Source organism: Roseivirga sp. YIW32 (assembly GCF_057219245.1).
In genome coordinates this window covers 183,170-204,266 of record NZ_JBXVVG010000002.1, presented here as the reverse complement: position 1 = coordinate 204,266, position 21,097 = coordinate 183,170, and the positions used below count along the sequence as shown (strand labels likewise).

The 21,097-nt window shown below is 44.5% G+C and carries 18 protein-coding genes and 1 riboswitch; of the genes, 10 read left to right on the top strand and 8 right to left on the bottom strand.

The annotated features are described in order from the left end of the window. Window positions 1-72: 72 nt before the first annotated feature. Window positions 73-3,087, top strand: a complete 3,015-nt coding sequence (secDF, locus tag AC2D6U_RS09660; RefSeq protein WP_484720773.1) for a protein translocase subunit SecDF — start codon at window positions 73-75, stop codon at window positions 3,085-3,087. A 97-nt stretch (window positions 3,088-3,184) separates the two neighbouring features. On the opposite strand, the gene AC2D6U_RS09655 is transcribed toward secDF, so the two are convergent. Both AC2D6U_RS09655 and AC2D6U_RS09650 read right to left on the bottom strand, forming a co-directional pair. After that, entirely contained in the window at window positions 3,185-4,090 is a 906-nt protein-coding gene (locus AC2D6U_RS09655; RefSeq protein WP_484720772.1) for a succinylglutamate desuccinylase/aspartoacylase family protein, read from the bottom strand. Continuing rightward, entirely contained in the window at window positions 4,083-6,011 is a 1,929-nt protein-coding gene (locus AC2D6U_RS09650) for a glutamate-cysteine ligase family protein (RefSeq protein WP_484720771.1), read from the bottom strand. The genes AC2D6U_RS09655 and AC2D6U_RS09650 overlap by 8 nt, the downstream gene beginning before the upstream one ends. Window positions 6,012-6,220: 209 nt before the next feature. Between AC2D6U_RS09650 and AC2D6U_RS09645 the strand changes: the two genes are divergently transcribed. Both AC2D6U_RS09645 and AC2D6U_RS09640 read left to right on the top strand, forming a co-directional pair. Continuing rightward, window positions 6,221-7,618 carry a M23 family metallopeptidase gene (locus tag AC2D6U_RS09645; protein WP_484720770.1) on the top strand — a complete coding sequence of 466 codons (1,398 nt, stop codon included), beginning with the start codon at window positions 6,221-6,223 and terminating at the stop codon, window positions 7,616-7,618. Window positions 7,619-7,627: 9 nt separating this feature from the next. Next, window positions 7,628-8,101, top strand: a complete 474-nt coding sequence (locus AC2D6U_RS09640) for a hypothetical protein (RefSeq protein WP_484720769.1) — start codon at window positions 7,628-7,630, stop codon at window positions 8,099-8,101. A 158-nt stretch (window positions 8,102-8,259) separates the two neighbouring features. On the opposite strand, the gene guaB is transcribed toward AC2D6U_RS09640, so the two are convergent. From guaB to AC2D6U_RS09625, 3 genes are all read right to left on the bottom strand, one after another. Then, entirely contained in the window at window positions 8,260-9,729 is a 1,470-nt protein-coding gene (gene guaB / locus AC2D6U_RS09635; RefSeq protein WP_484720768.1) for an IMP dehydrogenase, read from the bottom strand. Between the two features lie 110 nt (window positions 9,730-9,839). After that, on the bottom strand, window positions 9,840-10,997 hold the full coding sequence (locus AC2D6U_RS09630; protein ID WP_484720767.1) for an aminotransferase class V-fold PLP-dependent enzyme: 1,158 nt from the start codon (window positions 10,995-10,997) through the stop codon (window positions 9,840-9,842). Beyond that, window positions 10,997-11,524 (bottom strand): TlpA family protein disulfide reductase, encoded by a 528-nt coding sequence (locus AC2D6U_RS09625; protein WP_484720766.1) that lies wholly within the window; start codon window positions 11,522-11,524, stop codon window positions 10,997-10,999. Before AC2D6U_RS09625 ends, AC2D6U_RS09630 begins: the two co-directional genes overlap by 1 nt. Window positions 11,525-11,564: 40 nt before the next feature. Here AC2D6U_RS09625 and pnuC point away from each other — a divergent pair, with 40 nt between their 5' ends. From pnuC to AC2D6U_RS09600, 5 genes are all read left to right on the top strand, one after another. Continuing rightward, complete coding sequence (pnuC, locus tag AC2D6U_RS09620; RefSeq protein ID WP_484720765.1) at window positions 11,565-12,197, top strand: nicotinamide riboside transporter PnuC; 633 nt, start codon at window positions 11,565-11,567, stop codon at window positions 12,195-12,197. Continuing rightward, complete coding sequence (locus AC2D6U_RS09615) at window positions 12,170-12,703, top strand: AAA family ATPase (protein WP_484720764.1); 534 nt, start codon at window positions 12,170-12,172, stop codon at window positions 12,701-12,703. The genes pnuC and AC2D6U_RS09615 overlap by 28 nt, the downstream gene beginning before the upstream one ends. A gap of 41 nt (window positions 12,704-12,744) precedes the next feature. Next, a riboswitch (TPP riboswitch) is annotated at window positions 12,745-12,859 on the top strand. Between the two features lie 52 nt (window positions 12,860-12,911). Then, window positions 12,912-15,374: a TonB-dependent receptor gene (locus AC2D6U_RS09610; protein ID WP_484720763.1), complete on the top strand. Its 2,463-nt coding sequence runs from the start codon at window positions 12,912-12,914 to the stop codon at window positions 15,372-15,374. A 154-nt stretch (window positions 15,375-15,528) separates the two neighbouring features. Then, on the top strand, window positions 15,529-16,530 hold the full coding sequence (locus AC2D6U_RS09605) for an ROK family protein (RefSeq protein ID WP_484720762.1): 1,002 nt from the start codon (window positions 15,529-15,531) through the stop codon (window positions 16,528-16,530). After that, on the top strand, window positions 16,530-17,177 hold the full coding sequence (locus tag AC2D6U_RS09600; RefSeq protein WP_484720761.1) for a hypothetical protein: 648 nt from the start codon (window positions 16,530-16,532) through the stop codon (window positions 17,175-17,177). Before AC2D6U_RS09605 ends, AC2D6U_RS09600 begins: the two co-directional genes overlap by 1 nt. On the opposite strand, the gene AC2D6U_RS09595 is transcribed toward AC2D6U_RS09600, so the two are convergent. Both AC2D6U_RS09595 and prmC read right to left on the bottom strand, forming a co-directional pair. Continuing rightward, a complete protein-coding gene (locus tag AC2D6U_RS09595; RefSeq protein ID WP_484720760.1) occupies window positions 17,168-17,848 on the bottom strand; it encodes an alpha/beta fold hydrolase in 681 nt (226 codons plus the stop codon). The genes AC2D6U_RS09600 and AC2D6U_RS09595 overlap by 10 nt on opposite strands. Further along, window positions 17,845-18,732 (bottom strand): peptide chain release factor N(5)-glutamine methyltransferase, encoded by an 888-nt coding sequence (gene prmC, locus AC2D6U_RS09590; protein WP_484720759.1) that lies wholly within the window; start codon window positions 18,730-18,732, stop codon window positions 17,845-17,847. The genes AC2D6U_RS09595 and prmC overlap by 4 nt, the downstream gene beginning before the upstream one ends. Here prmC and ribD point away from each other — a divergent pair. Continuing rightward, window positions 18,731-19,768: a bifunctional diaminohydroxyphosphoribosylaminopyrimidine deaminase/5-amino-6-(5-phosphoribosylamino)uracil reductase RibD gene (gene ribD, locus AC2D6U_RS09585; RefSeq protein WP_484720758.1), complete on the top strand. Its 1,038-nt coding sequence runs from the start codon at window positions 18,731-18,733 to the stop codon at window positions 19,766-19,768. The genes prmC and ribD overlap by 2 nt on opposite strands. Window positions 19,769-19,924: 156 nt before the next feature. Then, the gene (locus AC2D6U_RS09580; protein WP_484720757.1) at window positions 19,925-20,407 is read left to right on the top strand and encodes a GAF domain-containing protein; all 483 of its coding nucleotides are present in this window, start codon (window positions 19,925-19,927) and stop codon (window positions 20,405-20,407) included. Window positions 20,408-20,428: 21 nt separating this feature from the next. Here the strand turns inward: AC2D6U_RS09580 and AC2D6U_RS09575 are convergent, their stop codons facing one another. Further along, window positions 20,429-21,088 (bottom strand): phosphatidylserine decarboxylase family protein, encoded by a 660-nt coding sequence (locus tag AC2D6U_RS09575; RefSeq protein WP_484721762.1) that lies wholly within the window; start codon window positions 21,086-21,088, stop codon window positions 20,429-20,431. Between the last annotated feature and the right edge of the window lie 9 nt (window positions 21,089-21,097).

The window sequence follows — 21,097 nt, the reverse complement described above, 5'->3', positions numbered from 1 at the left end:
GGGCACCCGCTACCGTTTCATTTAATCACTATTAATTCATGTTTGCGCTGATGCGCTGCAACCTATAAATCAATGAAAAACAAGAATACAATTATTTTACTAACAGTGGTGGTCACCGTGTTGTGCATCTACTACTTGTCGATTACCTTCTTTTCAAGGGGAATTCAGAAAGACGCTATTGAATTCTCCCAAGACGAAGCTGGAATTGTTGATCAAACCAAAAAGCAGGCCTACCTCGATTCCATTTGGATGGAGCCTGTGTTAAATCTTTTAGGAGCGGAGTTTACCTATAAGGAGATCAAAGACATCGAGCTAAACCTTGGACTCGACTTACAAGGGGGAATGCACGTAACGCTCGAAGTTTCACCGGTAGAGATCATCAAGGGACTTTCAGCAAATAGCCAAAATGCAGATTTCTTGCGTGCACTCGAATTGGCGAATGAACGACAGGTCAATTCACAAGCTTCTTTTACCAATCTTTTTGAAGAGGCTTTCAACGAAGTAAGCGAAAATGGCCAACTGAGCAGGATTTTTGCCAACGCAGCCAATAGGGGTCGAATCAGTTTTGAATCAACCAATGCGGAAGTGATGGAAATGATCAACGAGGAAGTTGAGCAGTCTATCGATCGTGCGTTCCAGATCTTGAGAACAAGGGTTGACCGTTTTGGTACATCACAGCCGAACATTCAGCGTTTACAAGGTACAGGTAGAATTCAGATCGAGCTACCCGGTGTTGATAACCCGGCAAGGGTAAGAAAACTCTTGTCTGGTGTTGCAAAATTGGAGTTTTGGGAAGTACATGAGCCAAATGAAATTGGTCAGACCCTGTCAGCCATGAACGATGAGTTGCTGAAGATCGAAGAGGCTGAAGAAGCTGCCTTAACTTCTACAGAAACACAATCTGCTACTGATATTGAGAATCCTTTAGAGGCGCAAATTGCACAAGAGGATGCAGCTTCAGGTGACTCAACGTCTTTGGAAAACTCAGGTGTGTCAAGCTTTTTCGCATTGCAACAGCAAGGACCTTTTCCTGGCTTCTACTATGATCTCGCGGATACGTCACGCATCAACAGAGCCTTGAAGAACGAGCGCATTCAGCGCTTGATTCCGGCCAACTTAGATTTCAAATGGGCGGTGAAGCCAGCGGAAGGAACAGAATTACTTGAGCTTTTCCCTATCCGAATCGCCAGAGGTGGAGAAGCCCCTTTAACGGGTGAGGTGATCACGGATGCTCGTCAAAGCTTAGACGAAAGAGCACGACCAGCGGTAAGTATGCAAATGAATGCGATTGGTGCTAAAAAATGGAGAAACCTTACAGGGCAAAACATTAACAGACAGATTGCCATTGTTCTGGACAACTACGTCTACACAGCGCCCAATGTAATGGGAGAAATACCAAATGGTTCATCATCTATCAGTGGAAACTTCACGGTTGAAGAAGCAGAAGATTTGGCCAACATCTTAAAAGCGGGTTCTCTACCTGCTCCAACTCGAATCGTAGAAGAGGCCGTAGTTGGACCTACTTTGGGCGTAGAGGCACAAAAGCAGGGGATCACATCCATTTTAGCCGGTTTGGTGATCGTGGTGTTGTTTATGATCGCCTACTATGCTAAGGGTGGTGTTGTTGCCAATGTGGCGCTCTTGTTTAACATCTTCTTTATTTTGGGTATTCTAGCCAACCTAGGTGCTGCACTAACACTTCCTGGTATTGCTGGTATTGTGTTGACAATTGGTATGTCAATTGATGCCAACGTGCTGATCTTTGAAAGAATAAGAGAAGAGCTACGCAACGATGTGCCATTGCTTCAGGCCATCAATTCAGGTTATCAGAAGGCATATAGCTCGATCATCGATGCGAACGTGACTACCTTTTTGACCGGTGTTATTCTTTACGTCTTAGGACAAGGACCGGTAAAAGGTTTCGCGGTAACGCTAATGATCGGTATCATCTGTTCATTCTTCTCAGCGGTCTTTATCACAAGAGTGATCGTTACTTGGATGACCAAGAAAGGCAACGAAAGCAACTTGTCATTTGAAACCGGTTTGGCGAAAGGCAAGCTTCAAAACTTGAATATTGACTTCTTAGGTAAAAGAAGACTAGCTTATTTGATCTCTGGTCTAGTGATCACAGTGGGTATCGTTTCATTGGTGACTACGGGCTTGCGTCTAGGCGTTGATTTCAAAGGTGGACGCTCGTATGTGGTACAGTTTGATGAACCGATGGTTGCATCTGATGTAAAAACAGCATTTTCTAGTGGTGCCCTGAGTGAGTCTGGTGTTGAAGTGAAGGAATACAACGCAAGCAATGTGCTGAAGATCACTACCTCTTATCTTGTGGAACAAGAATCCTTAGAGGCTGATGAAGAAGTAAAGAAAACATTGGTTGCTGGCTTAACGGAGATTACCGGGAAGACCTTTATTGATGGCACGCTGACCTTAGGAGATGGTCAGTTTACGATCAGTGGTTCATCAAAGGTTGGCGCCACCATTGCCGATGACATTAAGAACTCATCCATTAGAGCATTTGCCATTTCGATTATCGCGATCTTTTTGTACATCTTGGTACGTTTTAGAAGATGGCAGTTCTCTTTGGGAGCGATCTTGGCCTTGGTGCATGATTCGATCATCGTCCTTTCTGCCTTTGCGATCGCAGGTCTTTTTGGCATCAGCTTCGAGATCGATCAAGTGTTCATCGCTGCGTTGCTGACGATCATTGGTTATTCGATCAACGATACCGTGGTAGTATTTGACCGGATCAGAGAGAACCTCCAGTTGAGAGGCTCAAAAGACCTGATCGGAACATTCAATGAGTCGATCAACTCTACCATCAGCCGTACCTTGATCACTTCAATGACGACCTTCATTGTGGTCTTGATCTTGTTCATCTTTGGTGGTGAAGTGCTAAGAGGATTCTCTTTTGCCTTGTTGATCGGTATTTTGGTGGGTACTTACTCATCGATCTTTATCGCAACACCAACAGTAGTCGACTTGACTAAGAAAACCTTGGGTGCTGCTGCTGATAAAGAGCAAGCAAGTGCAAGAGCTAGGGCTGCGGCAAAGGCTGAGGCTACTGCACAGCAAGCGTGAAAGTCTTTAGATATTAGTACATAGTACATGGTATATAGTAAAAAGCCATTCCGGAAACGGAATGGCTTTTTGCTTTTAGCTTGTTCCTTAAAGCTTACTAGACTTCTTCCACAATGAAGAAGCCGTCATTTCCTGTATTTTGGTAAAGGGGCATAAAGATGTAGCCATTCATGGGAGAGTGGATCAATCCTTTTTTGTCTTCTGCCAAAAGTTGGCCACGGCTGATCCGTTGAAAATTATCAAAGCCGGGTTTCATGTGAAAGTAGTCGGTTGGACTAACCTCGTGGCGATGCAAGACACGAACCGTTCTCGGCAAATGGCTGTGCAATGAGCCCACCAATTCCTCATAATGGATGTGCAAACCGATGTCGTGCGGCTCATCGATAAGCGCTGCACTTGTCATGACTTGCCAAAGACCATAGGTATGGAGTTCAACCGCCTTGTCAGATCCAATGAGACCACCCTCAAATACGATAGAATTGAAACCTAACCGTCGGCTATACAGCATTAGCGTTCCTTGAATGTACTCTTCTAGGTTAACCACCACAGGTAGCTTAAGCGATTGTACGATCGGGTCATTAAGTGCTGCTCCCGGGTAAACTAAAAAGTTCCCGTTTTCGGCTGAGGTGGTATGGAGATCGATCAGTATTTTTCTCTCATAAGGCTCGTTCGCTAAGGTTTCCAATAGCCCAAGAAGTTCTGCGGCCTCCTCTTCTTCTGCCGAATAACCTGAGGCATCGCGTGATTGGAGCTGGCTTTTCAGGTTAGGCGTCCAGAGTCGGTTCAGGTCCTGATCTAAAAAACGTCTGTTGGCCGCGATGGCTTGTAGATTACCTGCAATGCCAATGACTTTCCCGTTGAGCTGAAGGCCATGTTCGTCAATTGTTCTTAAGATATGCTCAATGGCTTTGACACCCTCCAGTTCATTGCCATGGATGGCACCAATCAGAACGATCAACACCTTGTTCGCATCGCCCTGTCGCTCACCGATAATCCTATTCATGGGCCGGCTTTGTTGAGTTTAAAATTTTGATAAGTGTGGAGGTGATCTCTAAGAAATCGCCCTCGCTGACAATGCCAATGAGCTTCTCGTTTTTTACAACAGGTAAACAGCTTACTCGATTCTCTTTCATCATACGCATGGCCTCCCAAATGGATTTTTCAGGAGCAATGATCACGGGGTCTTGGATCATGATATCAGCTACCGTAGTTTCACCTTCTTTTCTACCAATGTTTTTGCGAAAGTGGCGGAGGATCATGCGCGAACTCACCAAGCCCAATAATCGACCTTTATCATCTTCCACTGGAGTGAAGCGGATGCGTTGCCAGTCCATCATATCGGCAACAAATTCCAAAATATCCTCTTTGCGAACAGTAAACAGGTCGGTGGTCATGAATTCTTCCACTAAGATGCTGGATGGATGGATCTTCTTGATGCCTTCATGGTCGGCAAGTTTCCAGAGGTGTACAGGAAGCCCAGAGCGCATGCGGCTTTCCATACTGGTGGAAATAGATAATAGCGCTTCTTCCTTATTTGATTCCTTAATTAATTTGTTGAACGAATTGAGCGTCCAGTAGGTGCCGTTTTGATTGGCCTCGACGCGCTCCTCAGCAATGCCAATGTACTTGGAAATGTCCTCTTCATTCACATTGCGCATTCGCAAGCCTTCACGAGCCAATGGGATAAATTCTTGTTTGAGCATGTCGGTGATGGAGTACTTCTTCCCATCGATCCAGCGGAACTTGGCGTTCAAGCTATTGCGAGCCGAGTCGTAGAAATTAGATTTTACCTGATCGAATTCGATGAGTTCAGTGATGTTCTCATAGTGGTCGTCGAAGGCAGTCATGGCCCCTAGCCAGAAAGCGGAGTTGGCCATTTCGTCTACCACGGTAGGCCCCGAAGGGATGATCCGATTTTCGATGCGCAAATGGGGTTTTCCATTTGGACTGATTCCGTAGCAGGGACGCATCCAGCGGTAAACCGTAGAATTATGAATATTCAATGCCCTAAGCTTTGGTGCTATGCCATTCTTAAAGTCATTTTCGCACATGTCAGTGGCGGTGGTCATCAGCATCACGCGGAATCGGCTGATGTCTTCTTTAAAGAGGTCGACCACAGAGTTTTTGAGCCATTGGTTGCCGAACATCACACGGGGTGATCGGTCGCGCAAATGCTCACTCGTGATTCGGGTATCTACCGATTGCTCAAATAGCGCGATGCGTGTTTCGTGCCAAAGTCGTTTGCCAAACAAAAGGGGGCTGTTGGAAGAGAGCGCCATGGTCGGTGCCGCCAAGAAAAGGGAGCTGTTGTACTTGGTCACAAAATCATCGGGAGTCACTTGCAGGTGCACCTGAAAGCTGGTGTTGCAGGCCTCTAGCATCACCGAATCGAATTTGAGGTTGAGCTCATCATATCCCGAAAGACGTAATTCGTATTCTTTACCTCTTAATTTCATGATCGCTTTCCCCAAGGCCTCATAGCGTTTGAGGGGCGTAATGTTTTCGATGTCGAGGTCGAATTTTCTGAGGGTGGGAAGAATCCCGGTCAGCAGAAAGTCGATGTCATAGGTTTGGCAAACGCTGTCGAGCTTGGCCAATTGATCACGTAATTCTGATTCAAGGTCACGCAAACAGTGGCCATGAAATGGCTTGGGCTGCAAGTTGCATTCCACATTGAATTTGGCTAGTTCCGTAGTGAAGTCAGGATTGTTAAGGTCATTCAGTACCTCCATGGCCAATCCGATGGGTTTGCCGTGTTTGTCGATTAGGCAGATCTCTTGCTCAGCGCCGATATGCATTTGTTCGGTTTCGAACCACTGTTCTTCCAGCATTTGTTCGAGTAAATAGACATCGCGCAATAAACATTTGGTAAAGTCATTGAGCTGCTTTTGTGTATTGACCACACGTACGTTTAAGTCTCCCATGCGTAAGAAATAAGTTCATAAGATTAGCCACAAAATCCTACCCGAGAGGTGATATAAGTCAGGTATCAATTAAAAAGATGCGAGTCTCTATTTGTTATTCGGACGAGTGAAATTCTTTTTTGATAAAAAAGTTATCTCCAATGGGTGACTTCCCCCCCCCTAAAATCACTAAGTAATTAGATACTAAGATTTATACTAAAACAATAAACATGAGAACACAGCATCTAAGGATCCTTGCCTGCTTATTCGTGGCATTATCAATAGTTTCGTGTACAGAGGATATTGATAGAAATCCTGAGATTCATACACCAAAAAATAAACTAGCACCAATTGATCAATTTCCAGGATTGAGTTCTTTTTTGACAAGATATGTAGGCAACAAGGTTGATCGAATCGAACCAAGTAATGAATTAAATGCTGGAGGCGTTGATCCAATTATTGAAAGGGTAGATTTCGATAGGGTAATGGCACGTTTGGATGAAAGTGGACAAACTTATATGTCTATGTTGATCCGAAATGATCAACCGAACATCATACAAAATTTGGTGGTTGGTAAAGGATTGGATGATGAATACCAACGACCAATGATATTTACCTATACCATGTCTGATGCTTTTTATCAGACATATTTGCAAACAGGACTTCTGGAAGGCTTTGAGGGAACAATAGACCGTGTGTATTTAGATCCGGATCAGATTAGACAAAATGAAAATGTGGCCAATATGGCCTTGAGCACGGCTACTAATACATCGTGCAGTGATAGTGCTGGGCTTGGAGGAGAAGGTCAGCCTGATCTTCCCGCTACCGGTGGGGGAGGCTATTCACCTACGACAGGTTGCCGATATGAAGTCGTTGTTACGATTGAGAGGGTTTATACAGGTAGAATGATCAACTGTTCAGGTGATGATGGTGATGAAATGATAAGTCAATGTGAAGCGGAGTATTATGATTTGGCCGTATCAAGAACGGAAATGATATGTAATGAAGATTTCAATTTATTGAGCACAGCCAATACAACTTGTGACAATCCTGATGATGGTGAGATTCCTATCAATGATTTAGATCCACCATGTCCTGGTGACCCAGTAAAGAACCCATTAATTGCTCCGACAGATGGACAAGGAGTAGAAGGTGGGAGATTCGGTTCTGCTAGAGGAGAAGATGGTTCGGGAATACATAAAGGTTTAGATATTTTCGCAGAAGAAAACACAGAACTGTTCTCAATTGTAGATGGAATGGTTCTGGCAACAGTGGATGGTGTTTCTCCAAATAGTATGAGCAATGGTGGAGACTTTGGAAATTATATTATAATTCAAACAACAATAGATGGAGTTAAATATTGGAATTTATATGCACATTTAAATGCTATTACCATCCAAGAGGGCCAACTTGTTTCAAAAGGTGATTTTATTGGCTTAACTGGTAAAACGGGTAATGCCTCCGATGAGATGAATAACAATAATCCTGTAACACCTCATGTTCATATTGAATTTAGAATACCTCAAAACGGAATAAATTATAACGATTTTGAAGCTATTGATCCTGAAATATTTTTAGCGACACAATTCGGCAATACAGGAAATCCTACAAATAACCCTTGTTCTTAATAAAAAATCATGAAAGTAAATAAATTAATAATAGCACTATTTATCCTACAATCCTTCGGTTGCTTAGGTCAAAACCACTGTTTTGAAAGCTTGACTCTTAATAGGACTGATATAAGTCCATTATTCAAAGTGGAAAGTTCTTCAAATGTCTTAGAAAGATTGGATTTAGAGATGACCGTAACGATAGAAAAAAGCATCGTTGGAGATGCCTTAAAAATCGAAGGGGAAGGCTTGTACCTAAGGTACTATGACAAGGGCTCAGAGGGGTTTCTTCTAACAAATTTTGAACTTAAATCTCCAAACCATGAACTAAAAATAAATGATAAATTTAAACTCAGGATTCATCAAAAAGTGACTCAGGAATTAAAAGAAGAGATCTATCAACTTAATAAAAAGAGTAACTGTGAGTTTGTTTCTTTAAGTATTGAAACAAATAAAAAGAATGAGATTACAAAAATAAGTATTGCAGTGAGAGTTACCTAAACCAGCCCCCGCCCGCCCGCGTTACAAACGCGCGCTAACTTTGAGGAGTTGAATTCAGCTTGATTGATTCATCAGGTCCTAAAGCCTCACAGGACAAACAATAATGCATATAAAAAGGAGCTCAGATGAGCTCCTTTTTAAATATTCTTTAGGCTAGTTTATCTACTATAATTAGGAGCCTCGCGCGTAATAAAGATATCATGCGGATGGCTTTCTCTAGCCCCAGCACCTGTGATCTTTACAAACTTAGCGTTCTTCAAGTCTTCGATGGTTGCAGCACCACAATAGCCCATACCGGCTTGCAGGCCTCCTGTGATCTGATAAAGTACTTCCTGTACCGATCCTTTGAATGGCACTCTACCCACAATGCCTTCAGGCACTAGTTTTTTGATGTCATCTTCAGCATCCTGGAAATAGCGGTCTTTCGAGCCGTCTTCCATGGCTTCTACTGAACCCATGCCGCGGTACGATTTGAATTTTCGGCCCTCATAAAGGATGACTTCTCCGGGAGCTTCTTCTGTACCTGCCAATAAAGAACCAATCATGACCGTGTTTGCTCCAGCCGCGATGGCTTTTACAATATCACCTGAATAACGTACACCACCATCCGCAATGATCGGAATGCCAGAACCTTTAATGGCTTTAGCTGATTCATAAACGGCTGATAATTGAGGCATCCCCACCCCGGCAATGATACGGGTTGTACAAATAGAGCCCGGTCCAACACCCACTTTGATGGCGTCTGCTCCGGCATCGACCAAGGCCTTGGCCGCATCAGCAGTCGCTACGTTTCCGACGATCACGTCCAGGTCACCGTACATCTTTTTGATCCGCTTGGCTGTATCGATCACTCCCTTGGAGTGGCCATGTGCCGTGTCGATACTGACGACATCAACACCTGCATTTTTTAGTGCTTCAATGCGCTCTTCGATATCAGGAGTTACCCCAACAGCGGCTCCTGCTCTTAAACGACCGAACTCATCTTTACAAGCATTCGGTCTGTTGCGATTCTTCAGAATGTCCTTGTAGGTGATCAGCCCAGTAAGCATCCCTTTGTCATCAACGATGGGCAGCTTTTCAATTTTGTATTGTTTGAGTACCTCTTCCGCTTCATCAAGCGTAATGCCCATCTGGGCAGTGATGAGGTTTTCTTTGGTCATGATGTTCTCAACCGGCGTATCAAAGTTCTTGATGAAACGCATGTCGCGGTTGGTGACAATTCCGATCAGGTTTTTCTCGCTATCGATGACCGGAATACCACCGATCTTATTCTCCCGCATGATGTTTTCTGCTTCACGCGCTGTACTGTTGATGTTCAGGGTGATGGGGTCGAGGATCATCCCACTTTGCGATCGTTTCACCTTTCTGACTTGTAGGGCTTGCTGCTCTACAGTCATGTTTTTGTGGATGAAGCCTAGGCCTCCTTCCAGTGCCATCGCAATGGCCAATTGTGATTCCGTAACGGTGTCCATCGCCGCCGATACCAAAGGAATATTCAGCTCGATGTTTCGAGTGAGCAGTGTTTTAGTAACAGTGTTTCTTGGAAGTACTTCGGAGTAACCGGGAAGCAAAAGGACATCGTCGTATGTCAGTGCTTCGAAGAGGAATTTTTCTGAGTCGATCGCCATAGCAAATAAAATCTGGTTTTATTTGCCGGACAAAATTACGGAGATTCACCCATTCAAAAAAATCACTTTCAGATTATTTACGACAGTCGAAAAAAGCAGGCCTTAGCTGCTTAGTTTGGCTCTTTTACCCCGAGCACATGCAGTAAATACTCAAAGTCGGCAGACGTGTTGTACAAATGCGGTGAAACACGGATGGAATTGCCTCTCACAGAGACAAAAACGCGTTGCTCTTGTAACTTTTGTTTGATCTCTTCTAAAGCTAAATGCTCGGGTAACCGAAGCCCGATGAGATGATGCGCCCGATGTGCGTCCTCTTCGATCCAATAGCCTGCCGCTTTTAAGGCAGGGAGAAAAGGTGAGGCCAGGGATTGTGTGTAGTCTTGAATGGCTTGCGGCCCCCAGGTATTCACTTGTTCCATGGCTTTTGTGAGCATCGGTGTCAAAATAAAATTCGCACTTTCACCGACTTCATACCGGACCATACCGGGCTGGTAGTCTTCTTGGTAATTGATCAGATTGCCAAAGTCCTCACTGTGCAGTCGGTTCATCCAGTTATTCTCAATAGGACGGCCATCGGCGAAATATTCACCATAGTAGGCCATTGCCGTAGAATAAGGCCCCATCAACCATTTGTAGCCTGCAGCAACTAATGCATCGGGCTGAAATTCTTCCACATCAAAAGGTAGGGCACCGATGGATTGTGTGCCATCGATGACCATGAGTGCTCCCACAGCGCGGGTGCGTTCACGAATCGCCTTCAGATCGAATAGGGTGCCATCGGCCCAATGTACATGTCCTGTAGCGACAAGTTTTGTGTTGGCATCAATGGCATCCAAGATCAGCTCATTCCATTTTTTGCCACGGCCTTCCTTCATCTTTGGGGGCGCCACAAATTTGATCTCTACACCCTTTTCTTCCCTGAGCGCCATCCAGGCATATACATTGCTTGGGAACTGTTCGTCCGCTACCACAATGTTGTCGCCTTTACCAACCCGTAGATTTTTTGCTACGTTCGCCATTCCATAAGACACGGAAGGGACGATCACGCATTGCTCAGCAGGGGCATTGATCAGTTGCCCAAATTGAGTCCTTGCTCTTTGGGTATTTGTAAAAAAGTCTTCTGGCTTTACCACCGTAGGGTCTTCTTTTCCATAGATTCCTTTTACTCCCACTTCTGCTACTGCCTTTAGCATGGGCGACATGTAGCTACAATTCAAATACGTAATGTCGTTTGGGAGATTGAACAGGGGGCGTTGATGTTCTAGCATTATTTTAAGAGTTCAGCCAAATAGGCTTCAAACGATATGTCAGGTTCTTCAAGAATACGACCGATCTCTTTGCCTTCTAAAAGAAAAATGATGGTCGGCGTTTTTCTTACGTCATAGTTGGCTTCTTTTCCCAAGAGGCTTTTCTTGTTCACGTCCACACCGTACAACTCTAATTGACTGGCGATCCCTAATTCTTCCGTAACCCGCATGAGTCTAGGAATTTCGCGGTTACTGTCATGACACCAAGTACCCATGAATGCCAGGATCTTCAGGTTTTTCAGTTTGCGCTTTTTGATGCTTTTCAGGCTATTCTGATCGATCAAATACGTTTTGAAATTGGTATTGAACCAGGTTTTGTAAGGCATTTGTTGAAGCCCTTCCTTGGTAATGGGACCGTTCAGGATCTTGTCGACGTACTCGGAAACACTTTCTGTTTCGTTGTTGAATTCTTTTTCCTGCGCACTTGTCGCTAGAGGAAAAATAACCATCAAAATGGTCAAGACGATGATTGCTTTGAGGATATCCATAAACGGTTTCAATATATCAATTAATCCTATCTTTGGCGCTATGCAGCTGAACGACGTCTGGAACGACATTATTGCAAACGTACAAGCTTTCGATTTTTGGGGATTGATCGCCTTTGTTTCGGGTATCTTGGCAGTCGTTTTTCTCATCAAAGAAAATATCTGGACCTGGCCTTTTGGCATTCTCTACACCATTATTTCATTGGTGGTCTTTTATGAATCTCAGCTTTACGGAGACCTGATGCTGCACGTCTTTTTTCTCGTATTGAATATTTATGGTTGGATACACTGGGTAAAGGGAAAGTCGAAGGCAAATGAGGAGCTACCGGTCACTCGTTTAGCCTTGAAGCCAGCCTTGTTTTACTTAGGCATTTCGGGCATGTTCATATTTATTTTCGGTCAGTTTCTGATCAACCTACCCAATTGGATCGAAGGAATAGAACCCGCTAGTTTACCCTATTGGGATAGCACAACGTCGATGCTCAGTGTCACAGCGATGTGGCTAACGGCTAGAAAACGAATTGACAATTGGTACTATTGGTTCGCGATCGATGTGCTGGCCTCAGGCATCTATTTCTACAAGGGCTTGTACTTTTATGCGCTCTTGTACCTGCTGTATATTGGCATGGCCGTGGCGGGTTATCGTGCATGGAAAAAAACCTTGATCAGTCAATGAGGAGTGTGGCATTAGTAGGGGTAGAGAGTACTGGCAAAACGGAGCTTTCACAGGCTATAGCAACGAAGTTGGATGGCCTTTGGGTACCGGAATTTGCCAGAACATACCTCGATCAGCTGGGGAGGCCTTATCAGGAGGAGGATCTGGTAGAGATCGCCAAAGGTCAGCTTCATCAACAGAAGAATGCCATGGGCTCAGCTAAGGAATTGATTGTCTTTGATACTGATCTTTTGGTCCTTAAGGTTTGGAGTGAGTTCAAGTATGGACGAGTGAATTCCTTTATTCTTGACGCCTGGAAAACCCATCGCGCAGACTTCTACATTTTACCTTTCTATGATGTCCCATTTGAAGAGGATCCACTACGCGAAAACCCCAATGACCGACCGGAGCTTTTTGCCATTTATGAAAATGAATTGAAGGTTGCAGGTTTGCAGTATCGCATTGTTCGGGGGGCTCGAGAAGAGCGATTGGCACAAGCCTGTGCCGCGTTAAACAAGAAAGCCTAGTTTGGGTTAGGTTGTATAGATTAGGTTGCTACCTTTGCAACCAGTTAATGAAGGGGTGCCTTTTTCCGATCGATCGGAATGAAAAACAGGCTGAGATTATACCCATTGAACCTGATGCAGGTAATGCTGCCGCAGGGAGGTATGGTAAAACTAAAAAACGGGAAGCTACCCCTTTGGCTCACCGATGTTAGACCATTAATAATCATTTATGAAAAAAGTAGTTTTGACCATGATGCTAGTGCTAGGCACTACGGCAGCATGGGCGCAATCCCAAGTCAAGGGAGTAGTAACGGACAAAAGTACCGGAGATCTGATCGCAGGAGCAACCGTGCTGTTACGGAATGATGCACTGAGAAAAGGTGTGCAAAGCAATGCACAGGGTCAGTATGTCTTCAATGATTTGGCAAATGGAACCTATCAGCTCACCGTTTCTTTTGTAGGATTTGAGGACTTCAATCAAGAAGTTGTGATCAACGGAAACCGAAGTGTTGACGTAGCGCTTCAAGAAGCCATTGTCGGTTTAGAAGATGTGATCGTGACAGGAACCAGGGCAAACGAAAAGTCACCAACAACCTATCAGAACGTTTCGAAAGAGGCGATTGAGAAACAGAATTTGGGACAAGATCTGCCCGTTTTGCTCAATTTCACACCATCAGTAGTGACCACTTCAGATGCCGGTGCAGGTATTGGGTATACCGGCATACGCATTAGAGGGAGCGACCCGACGCGGATCAATGTGACCATCAACGGTATCCCGCTGAATGACCCTGAGTCTCAAGGAGTATTTTGGGTGAATATGCCAGACTTCTCTTCTTCTGTATCTGATATCCAGATCCAGCGAGGAGTGGGTACTTCTACCAATGGAGCAGGAGCCTTTGGTGCCTCACTCAATATTCTAACAGAAGGAATTTCAAGCGAGGCCGGAGGCTCAATTACCTTGGGTACGGGATCATTCAACACCCAACGAGTGAATGGCATCTTCTCTACCGGGTTACTTTCTAACAATTTTGCCTTTGAGGCGCGTCTTTCACAGATCAAATCGGACGGGTATATCGATCGGGCCTTTTCAGATCTGTCTTCTTGGTATGCTGCGGGAGGTTATTATGGTAAAAAGTCGACCATTAAGTTCATCACCTTCAGTGGAGACGAACAGACCTATCAGTCGTGGTGGGGTACTCCTGAAGCACGGTTGACCAATGATGTAGCCGGTATGCAGGAGGTGATCGCCAACAATGGCTACACGCAGGAGCAGGCAGACAATCTGTTGAACAGCGGAAGAACCTTTAATTACTACCTCTACGATAATCAGACAGACAACTACGGGCAAGATCATTACCAATTGCATTTTTCGCATGCCTTTGATCAGGCCTGGTCGTTGAATTCGGCCTTGCATTACACTCGAGGAGAAGGCTATTTTGAAGAGTTCAGGGAGGACGATGACTTTGCCGATTATGGACTGAGTGATGTCACCATCGGCGGGCAAACCATCAGTTCAACTGATCTGATCAGAAGAAGGTGGTTAGCAAACGACTTCTATGGTGGGACCTTTGACCTTAATTATGCCTCCAACAAAATCCTGGCTACTTGGGGAGGCGCGATCAATCAGTACGATGGTGATCATTTTGGTGAGATCATTTGGGCAGAATTTACCGGTGGAAGCGACATTCGTTATCGTTGGTATGAGAGCACCTCGCAAAAGCTTGACATGAACAGCTATTTCAAGCTCAATTATCAGATCAGCGAGAAACTGAATGTTTATGGCGACCTCCAGGTACGAGCCGTTGATTATGTGGGCGCAGGACAAGACAACGACTTGCGTTTGATTGACTTTGATGAAAGTTGGACATTCTTCAATCCGAAATTAGGTGCCATCTACCAGGCAAATCCATCCACTCAATTCTACGCCTCATTTGCTGTTGGGAATAAAGAACCTAATCGATCGGATATCATTGATGCTCCTCCAGGGACATCGCCAGAGCACGAGACCTTGAATAATTTGGAAGTTGGTCTTAGAAAACGAACAGGTGAATTGGCCTTTGAGCTGAATTACTACTACATGGATTACAACAATCAGCTGGTATTGACGGGAGATGTTAACGATGTAGGGGCCTCCATCAGAACCAATGTTCCGGACAGTTACCGCATGGGGTTAGAAGCTTCTGCTAGTTGGAACCTTACAGAAAAGCTGAACTGGAATGTGAATGCGACGGTAAGTGAGAACAAGATCCGGGCTTTTGAAGAAGTGATCATTGATTACGGCGTCAATTTCGACGAATTCAACTTCATTCGTAATCAATACGAAAATACGGACATCTCTTTTTCACCAAGCCTGATCATGGGTAGTCAATTGAGCTTTAGACCTTTCGCAGACTTGGAAGTTGCCTTGCTTTCTAAATATGTTGGTGAGCAATACCTCGACAACACGTCAAATGAGGACAGGAAGATCGATGCCTTTTTCACCAATGACATTCGTTTGAATTATGCGTTGCCGGTGCAAGGAGTGAAGGGAATGACACTCAGCCTTTTGGTGAATAACGTACTCAACGAAATGTATGAATCTAATGGCTACACCTTTGGTTATTTTGGTGGGGCTGATTTTGAGGTACGCGAGAACTATTTTTATCCTCAAGCAGGCACCAATTTCCTGCTTAGTTTAACCATGCAGTTTTAACACGATAACAGGGGCTTAGCCCCTGTTTTTTATGTTTTCTTGCAATCGATTTCAGAATTTGTTTCTCCATCTTCGCGCGAGCTATTTCAAAATCAAGATATTGTAGGGTATTTTTATGTAAGATTGAGGTCTTGCATTTTTTAAAACAACAGCCATGAAACAAACAGCATTGGGTATTGATATCGGAGGGACCTTCACCAAGTTCGGCTTGAGTGATATTGATGGAAACATTTTAATGGAAGGATCCATCCCAACCTATACCTACAAGGAAATTGGCGACTTTTTAAATGCACTCAGTCATGAGATCAAGAAAGAATTGGATGCGATAACGGAACCGATCAATGTGATCGGCATCGGAATTGGCGCACCCAATGGGAATTATTATAAAGGGACGATTGAGCATGCCCCTAACTTACACTGGAAAGGCATCATTCCGTTTCTTGATCTTTTTCAAGAACACTTTGACCTGCCCATGATCATGACCAACGATGCCAATGCTGCGGCTATCGGAGAAAAAGTATTTGGAGGAGCCAAGGACATGGAGCACTTCATTGTAGTGACATTAGGGACAGGCCTTGGTTCAGGGATTGTAACCCGTGGCAAGTTGATCTACGGACATGATGGCTTAGCCGGAGAGCTGGGTCATATCAATGTGGCATTCGATGGACGAGAATGTAACTGCGGTAAGCGCGGTTGCTTAGAGACTTATGCGTCTGCTTCAGGTATCAAAAGGACAGTATTTAAACTATTGGCCACCAATAAAGTGGAAACTCCTTTGAGAAACTACACTTACGAATCGCTATCTGCTAAAAAGATCACCGAAATGGCGCTCCAGGGAGATCCGATTGCCTTAGAAGCCTATGAGTACACCTCTGATATTCTTGGGTTGAAGTTAGCTGATGCTGCAGCGGTGACGAGCCCGGAGTGTATCTTCCTTTTTGGAGGATTGGCCAAGGCCGGAGATATCTTAGTGGATGCAACGAAAAAATCCTTCGAAAAATACCTCTATCCGGGCTATAAGGGGAAGATCAAGATCAAACTCTCCGAATTGATGGATAAGAATGCTGCTGTATTGGGTGCTTCTGCCTTGGTCTGGAGTGAGATCGCAGGCAGCGATCAGATCAAAGTGCCACAGCGATCAAAAGTTGTCGCCTAATGTCTTCACATCATGTCGTCCGTGACGAGCAGGAGCCTGCCATTCTGATCGATGATCCCTTTGCCTTACAACTAGAATTTGTTGAGTTATTGCTTGAATGGTCGCCTACTGTGATCGTTACCGCCAATGCCCTGGACGAAGTCCTGCATTGGGGAATTAAAGTAGATGTTGTCTTGGCTCGTGCGGATCAAGTGGAGGAGATCAAACCACGACTCCAAGACCAACAACCGATCGACTTGTATGCGTTTGAAACTCCTGACCTATTGAATGCAGGTTTTATCTTTCTTTTGGATATGGGGCGGAAGGCCGTGAATGTGCTGGCAGATATTTTTCAAACCCAGGTGCTCGATCAGATCAGGGAGCTGAGTAAAGAAATGGACGTTGTACTTTTCTACAACAACCAAAAATGGATCTACGCACACCGAGGATATTACCAAAAGTGGGTACGAAGCGGCCATGTATTCGGAATCCATCCCATAGTGGAAAATACATTCATTAAGACGCAAGGGTTTTATACTGAGAAAGCAGACGAGCCACTCATCGAACCCGATGAACTGGTGGCGGAAAGTTCGGGTAAGGTGACCATCCAAACCAATCAAAAACCTTTTTGGCTAATCGAAGAAGTGGAAACTGATACTTATAAATAATTCATCAGTGTCTTTATCAATAGGCCTTGGTCAACCTTGTCGATCTGATGTGGTTGATCTGTCAGTTCCTTAAATTGTCCATTCGGTAAATGCGCAACTGCCCATTTGCTTTCAACATCACTCACCATTTCGTCTTCGGAGCCACGCAAAATGAGTACTTCATTTTGAATGTTTTTCAAAACTTCAATGGTTATGAGAGGTTCTTCACCCAATTCCATCATCATGCCAGCGGTTTGCCAAACCAATTCCTTCCATTGCTTTCCATGAACCGATGCTAGTTTTTGGGTATAGGCAGGGATTTTTTCTTCCATAACTTCCGGGTTCATTCGACTCACCTCTTTATCCGCCGCTTCTGGTGACCAGCCGAATTTTGTGCCTAGCGTAATGATCTTGCCCATGAGGGATGGTTCTCGATGGGCCAAATATAAGGCGACATATCCCCCCTTGCTGTAACCAAAGATATTCGGTTGTGATAGACCGTTTTCTTTGATAAAGGCATTCAGTTCTTCGGCAAAGTATTCTATGCCAAAGCCTTCCGGGTTGAATGTTGTATTGCCGTGGCCACTGAAGTTGAGCGTATAGCAGTTGTAATGCTCGGACAACTTGAGCTTTAGTGGGTCAAGTGAATGCGTGCTGCCCAAGGCGCCGTGTAATAAGATGAGGTCTTTCATTTTTTTGCTTTGATCATGCGGTCTTTCCCATTGATGTCTTGTCGAAGGGTGATGTCTTGATAGCTCATATCACGCAATAAGTTGATCACAGCCTCACCAAATTCCTCATGAATCTCAAAGAGCAATACTCCTTTGTCTTTCAACCCAACCTGCGCCTTTTTTGCGATCACGCGATAAAACAGTAGCGGATCATCATCCGGAACAAATAATGCCAGCTCAGGATCATGCCCTACCACATTGGTATGCATTGCTGCTCTCTCTTTCCAAGGGATATAAGGAGGATTGCTGACAACGATGTCGAAAGTATCCTTGACCAGATCCTGAGCAAGAATGTCGTGCTGTTGAAACTTCGTATTGGCCTTGAATGTCTTGCTGTTCTCTTGAGCCAAACTAAGGGCTTCCTTGGATACGTCATAGCCCCAAACTTCCAATGCCGGATATGCTAAAGAAATACTGATCGGGATACAGCCTGTTCCTGTACCTATATCAAGAATACGAGCTCCTGAAACAAGTTCAGGATGACGCTCTGATGTCTTTGCTTCATCACTTGATTCCTTCAACACTTCAAGAACCCAACCGACTAGCTCTTCTGTTTCGGGTCGTGGGATCAGGGCATTTGGGTTGCACTTGAAACGATGTCCGTAAAACTCGGTGAAGCCTACGACATGTTGCAGTGGTGTGCCAGTTTTGAGTAATTCCAAGTCATGGTTGAGTAGTTTTTGGTCAATACGGATCGAAGTTTTCAAGGTGACTTTCATTCGATCGATGTGAAAGCGGTCGTGTAAATAGGCCAAGCCAATGGCATTCGCCTCGACTTCATCGTATAAGTTTGCCAATTCATTGATAACTTGGCCAAGCAAAATGTTAGCATTGACTTCGGACATGACACAAAGAAATGAAATAACCGATGATTTCTATATGCAGCGAGCACTGGAATTGGCTGCTATGGGTCGTGGTGCTGTAAGTCCGAACCCCATGGTGGGCTGTGTCATTGTGCATGACGGACGTATCATAGGGGAAGGATGGCATCAACAATATGGCCAAGCACATGCAGAGGTAAATGCTGTCCATGCCGTAAAAGATCCTTTGTTGTTATCACAATCGATAGTTTATGTCACGCTCGAGCCATGCGCACATTATGGGCAAACCCCTCCCTGTGCAGATCTGCTCGTGAAACATCAGGTGAAAAAAGTTGTGATCGGAGCGGTAGATACCAATCCATTGGTAGGAGGTAAGGGAATTGAAAAACTCAAAAAAGGAGGAATTGAAGTAGTTTCCGGTGTGCTAGAGCAGCAGTGCCGGGCCCTCAATAAGAGGTTTTTCACTGCAATGGAGAAAAAGCGACCCTACATCATTCTTAAATGGGCACAAACGGCAGATGGCTTTGTGGCAAGAAAAAATTTTGATTCTAAATGGATCAGCAATGAACAATCCCGCCAGCTTGTCCATCAATGGCGGGCAGAAGAGGATGCAATTCTTGTGGGTACCAACACAGCGAAGTATGACGATCCCAGATTGAATGTAAGAGGGGTAGAGGGGAAGGAACCTATCCGTATCGTGATCGATCGCAACCTCAATCTTTCCGCTGACCTGAAGCTTTTTGATCGATTGCAACCTACGATCATCTATAACGAACTGAAAACAGAAGAACAGGAACATCTTGAATGGGTAAAAATCGAAAAAGACTCATTTGTTAATGCAATACTTGCGGATTTACATCATCGGAAAATTCAATCGCTGATCATTGAAGGAGGATCAGCAACACTCAGTGCTTTCATTCAACAAGGGATGTGGGATGAGGCAAGGATTTTTACCGCCGCAACTAGTTTTGGAGAAGGAATTGCCGCACCAAAGATCAAGGGGAAAGAGAAAGAGAAATTGGATATTGCTGGTGACGAGTTGGTGATAGTGTACAATTAAGGGTTAAGGGTTAAGGGTTAAGGATAAGGAATTAAGAATAACCGATAACGAATAACTAGTAACAATAACCCAAATCCTCAATTGATCATTAAAAGCGATCTACTTTGAACCATCAATTGACCCCCTCTGTTAACTTTGCATTCGAAATCTAAAAACATGGCCGAAGAACTGATCATAGAAACTACCGCAACAAAAGAAGAACGGTATAAGTCGTTAATCCCACAGATCGAAGCATTGGTTACCGGAGAGCCTGATCTGACAGCCAACCTAGCTAATATTGCTGCTGCGCTCAAGTATGGAATGGGCTTTTTTTGGGTTGGTTTTTACTTGGTCAAAGAAGATGAGATGGTTTTAGGTCCTTTTCAGGGGCCAATCGCCTGTACCCGAATAGCCAAAGGAAAAGGGGTATGCGGAACCACTTGGTCAGAAGGTCAGACGATCGTTGTGCCCAATGTAGATGAGTTTCCAGGGCATATTGCCTGCAGTTCAGATTCTAAATCAGAGATTGTTCTTCCAGCGTTTAAGAACGGTGAAGTGGCCATGGTCCTGGATGTGGATTCCGATCAGCTGAATGATTTTGATGAGGTCGATCAACGCTATTTGGAGCAATTGATGCAGATTATAGAAAAAATGCTCTAAATGGCGCAATCGACAGTGTCACTAGTCAATCTCCGCAATAATGGTTTCCCCGCCTTTGGTTTTTTGACCATTGGTGACCTTGATCTTGGCATCGAGAGGGAGGAATAGATCTACTCTTGAGCCGAACTTAATGAAGCCAAACTCTCTGCCCTGAATTACACTCTGTCCTTCTTTGACGTACCACTTGATTCGTCTTGCCGCTGCTCCTGCGATTTGGCGGGTAAGGATCTCCACACCTTTATGGATCTCATATACCAGCGTGGTGCGTTCATTTTCGGTGCTTGACTTGGGGTGCCAGGCGACCAAGTATTTCCCTGGGTGATACTTAAAGTATTTGACTAAACCGGTGACAGGGTTTCGATTCACATGCACATTGAAAGGGGACATGAAAATAGAAACTTGCATGCGTTCGGCACCCTTGAAGTATTCATCTTCTGTCGTTTTTTCGATCACAACGATCTTACCGTCCGCTGGAGCAATGATCTGCTTTTCATTGACTTCGATATGTCTTTTCGGGTTACGAAAGAACTGCAGAAAGAACAGAAAGATAAAGGAGCTGATGGCCAAGCTTACAGCAAACCACTGTTGCTCTACTTTCAAGAAGAACAAGGCCAAATTCAGCAGTAAAAAGATAAGGAAGAGTATTGACAAGAATACTCTTCCTTCCTTGTGTATTTTAATCATGAGGTT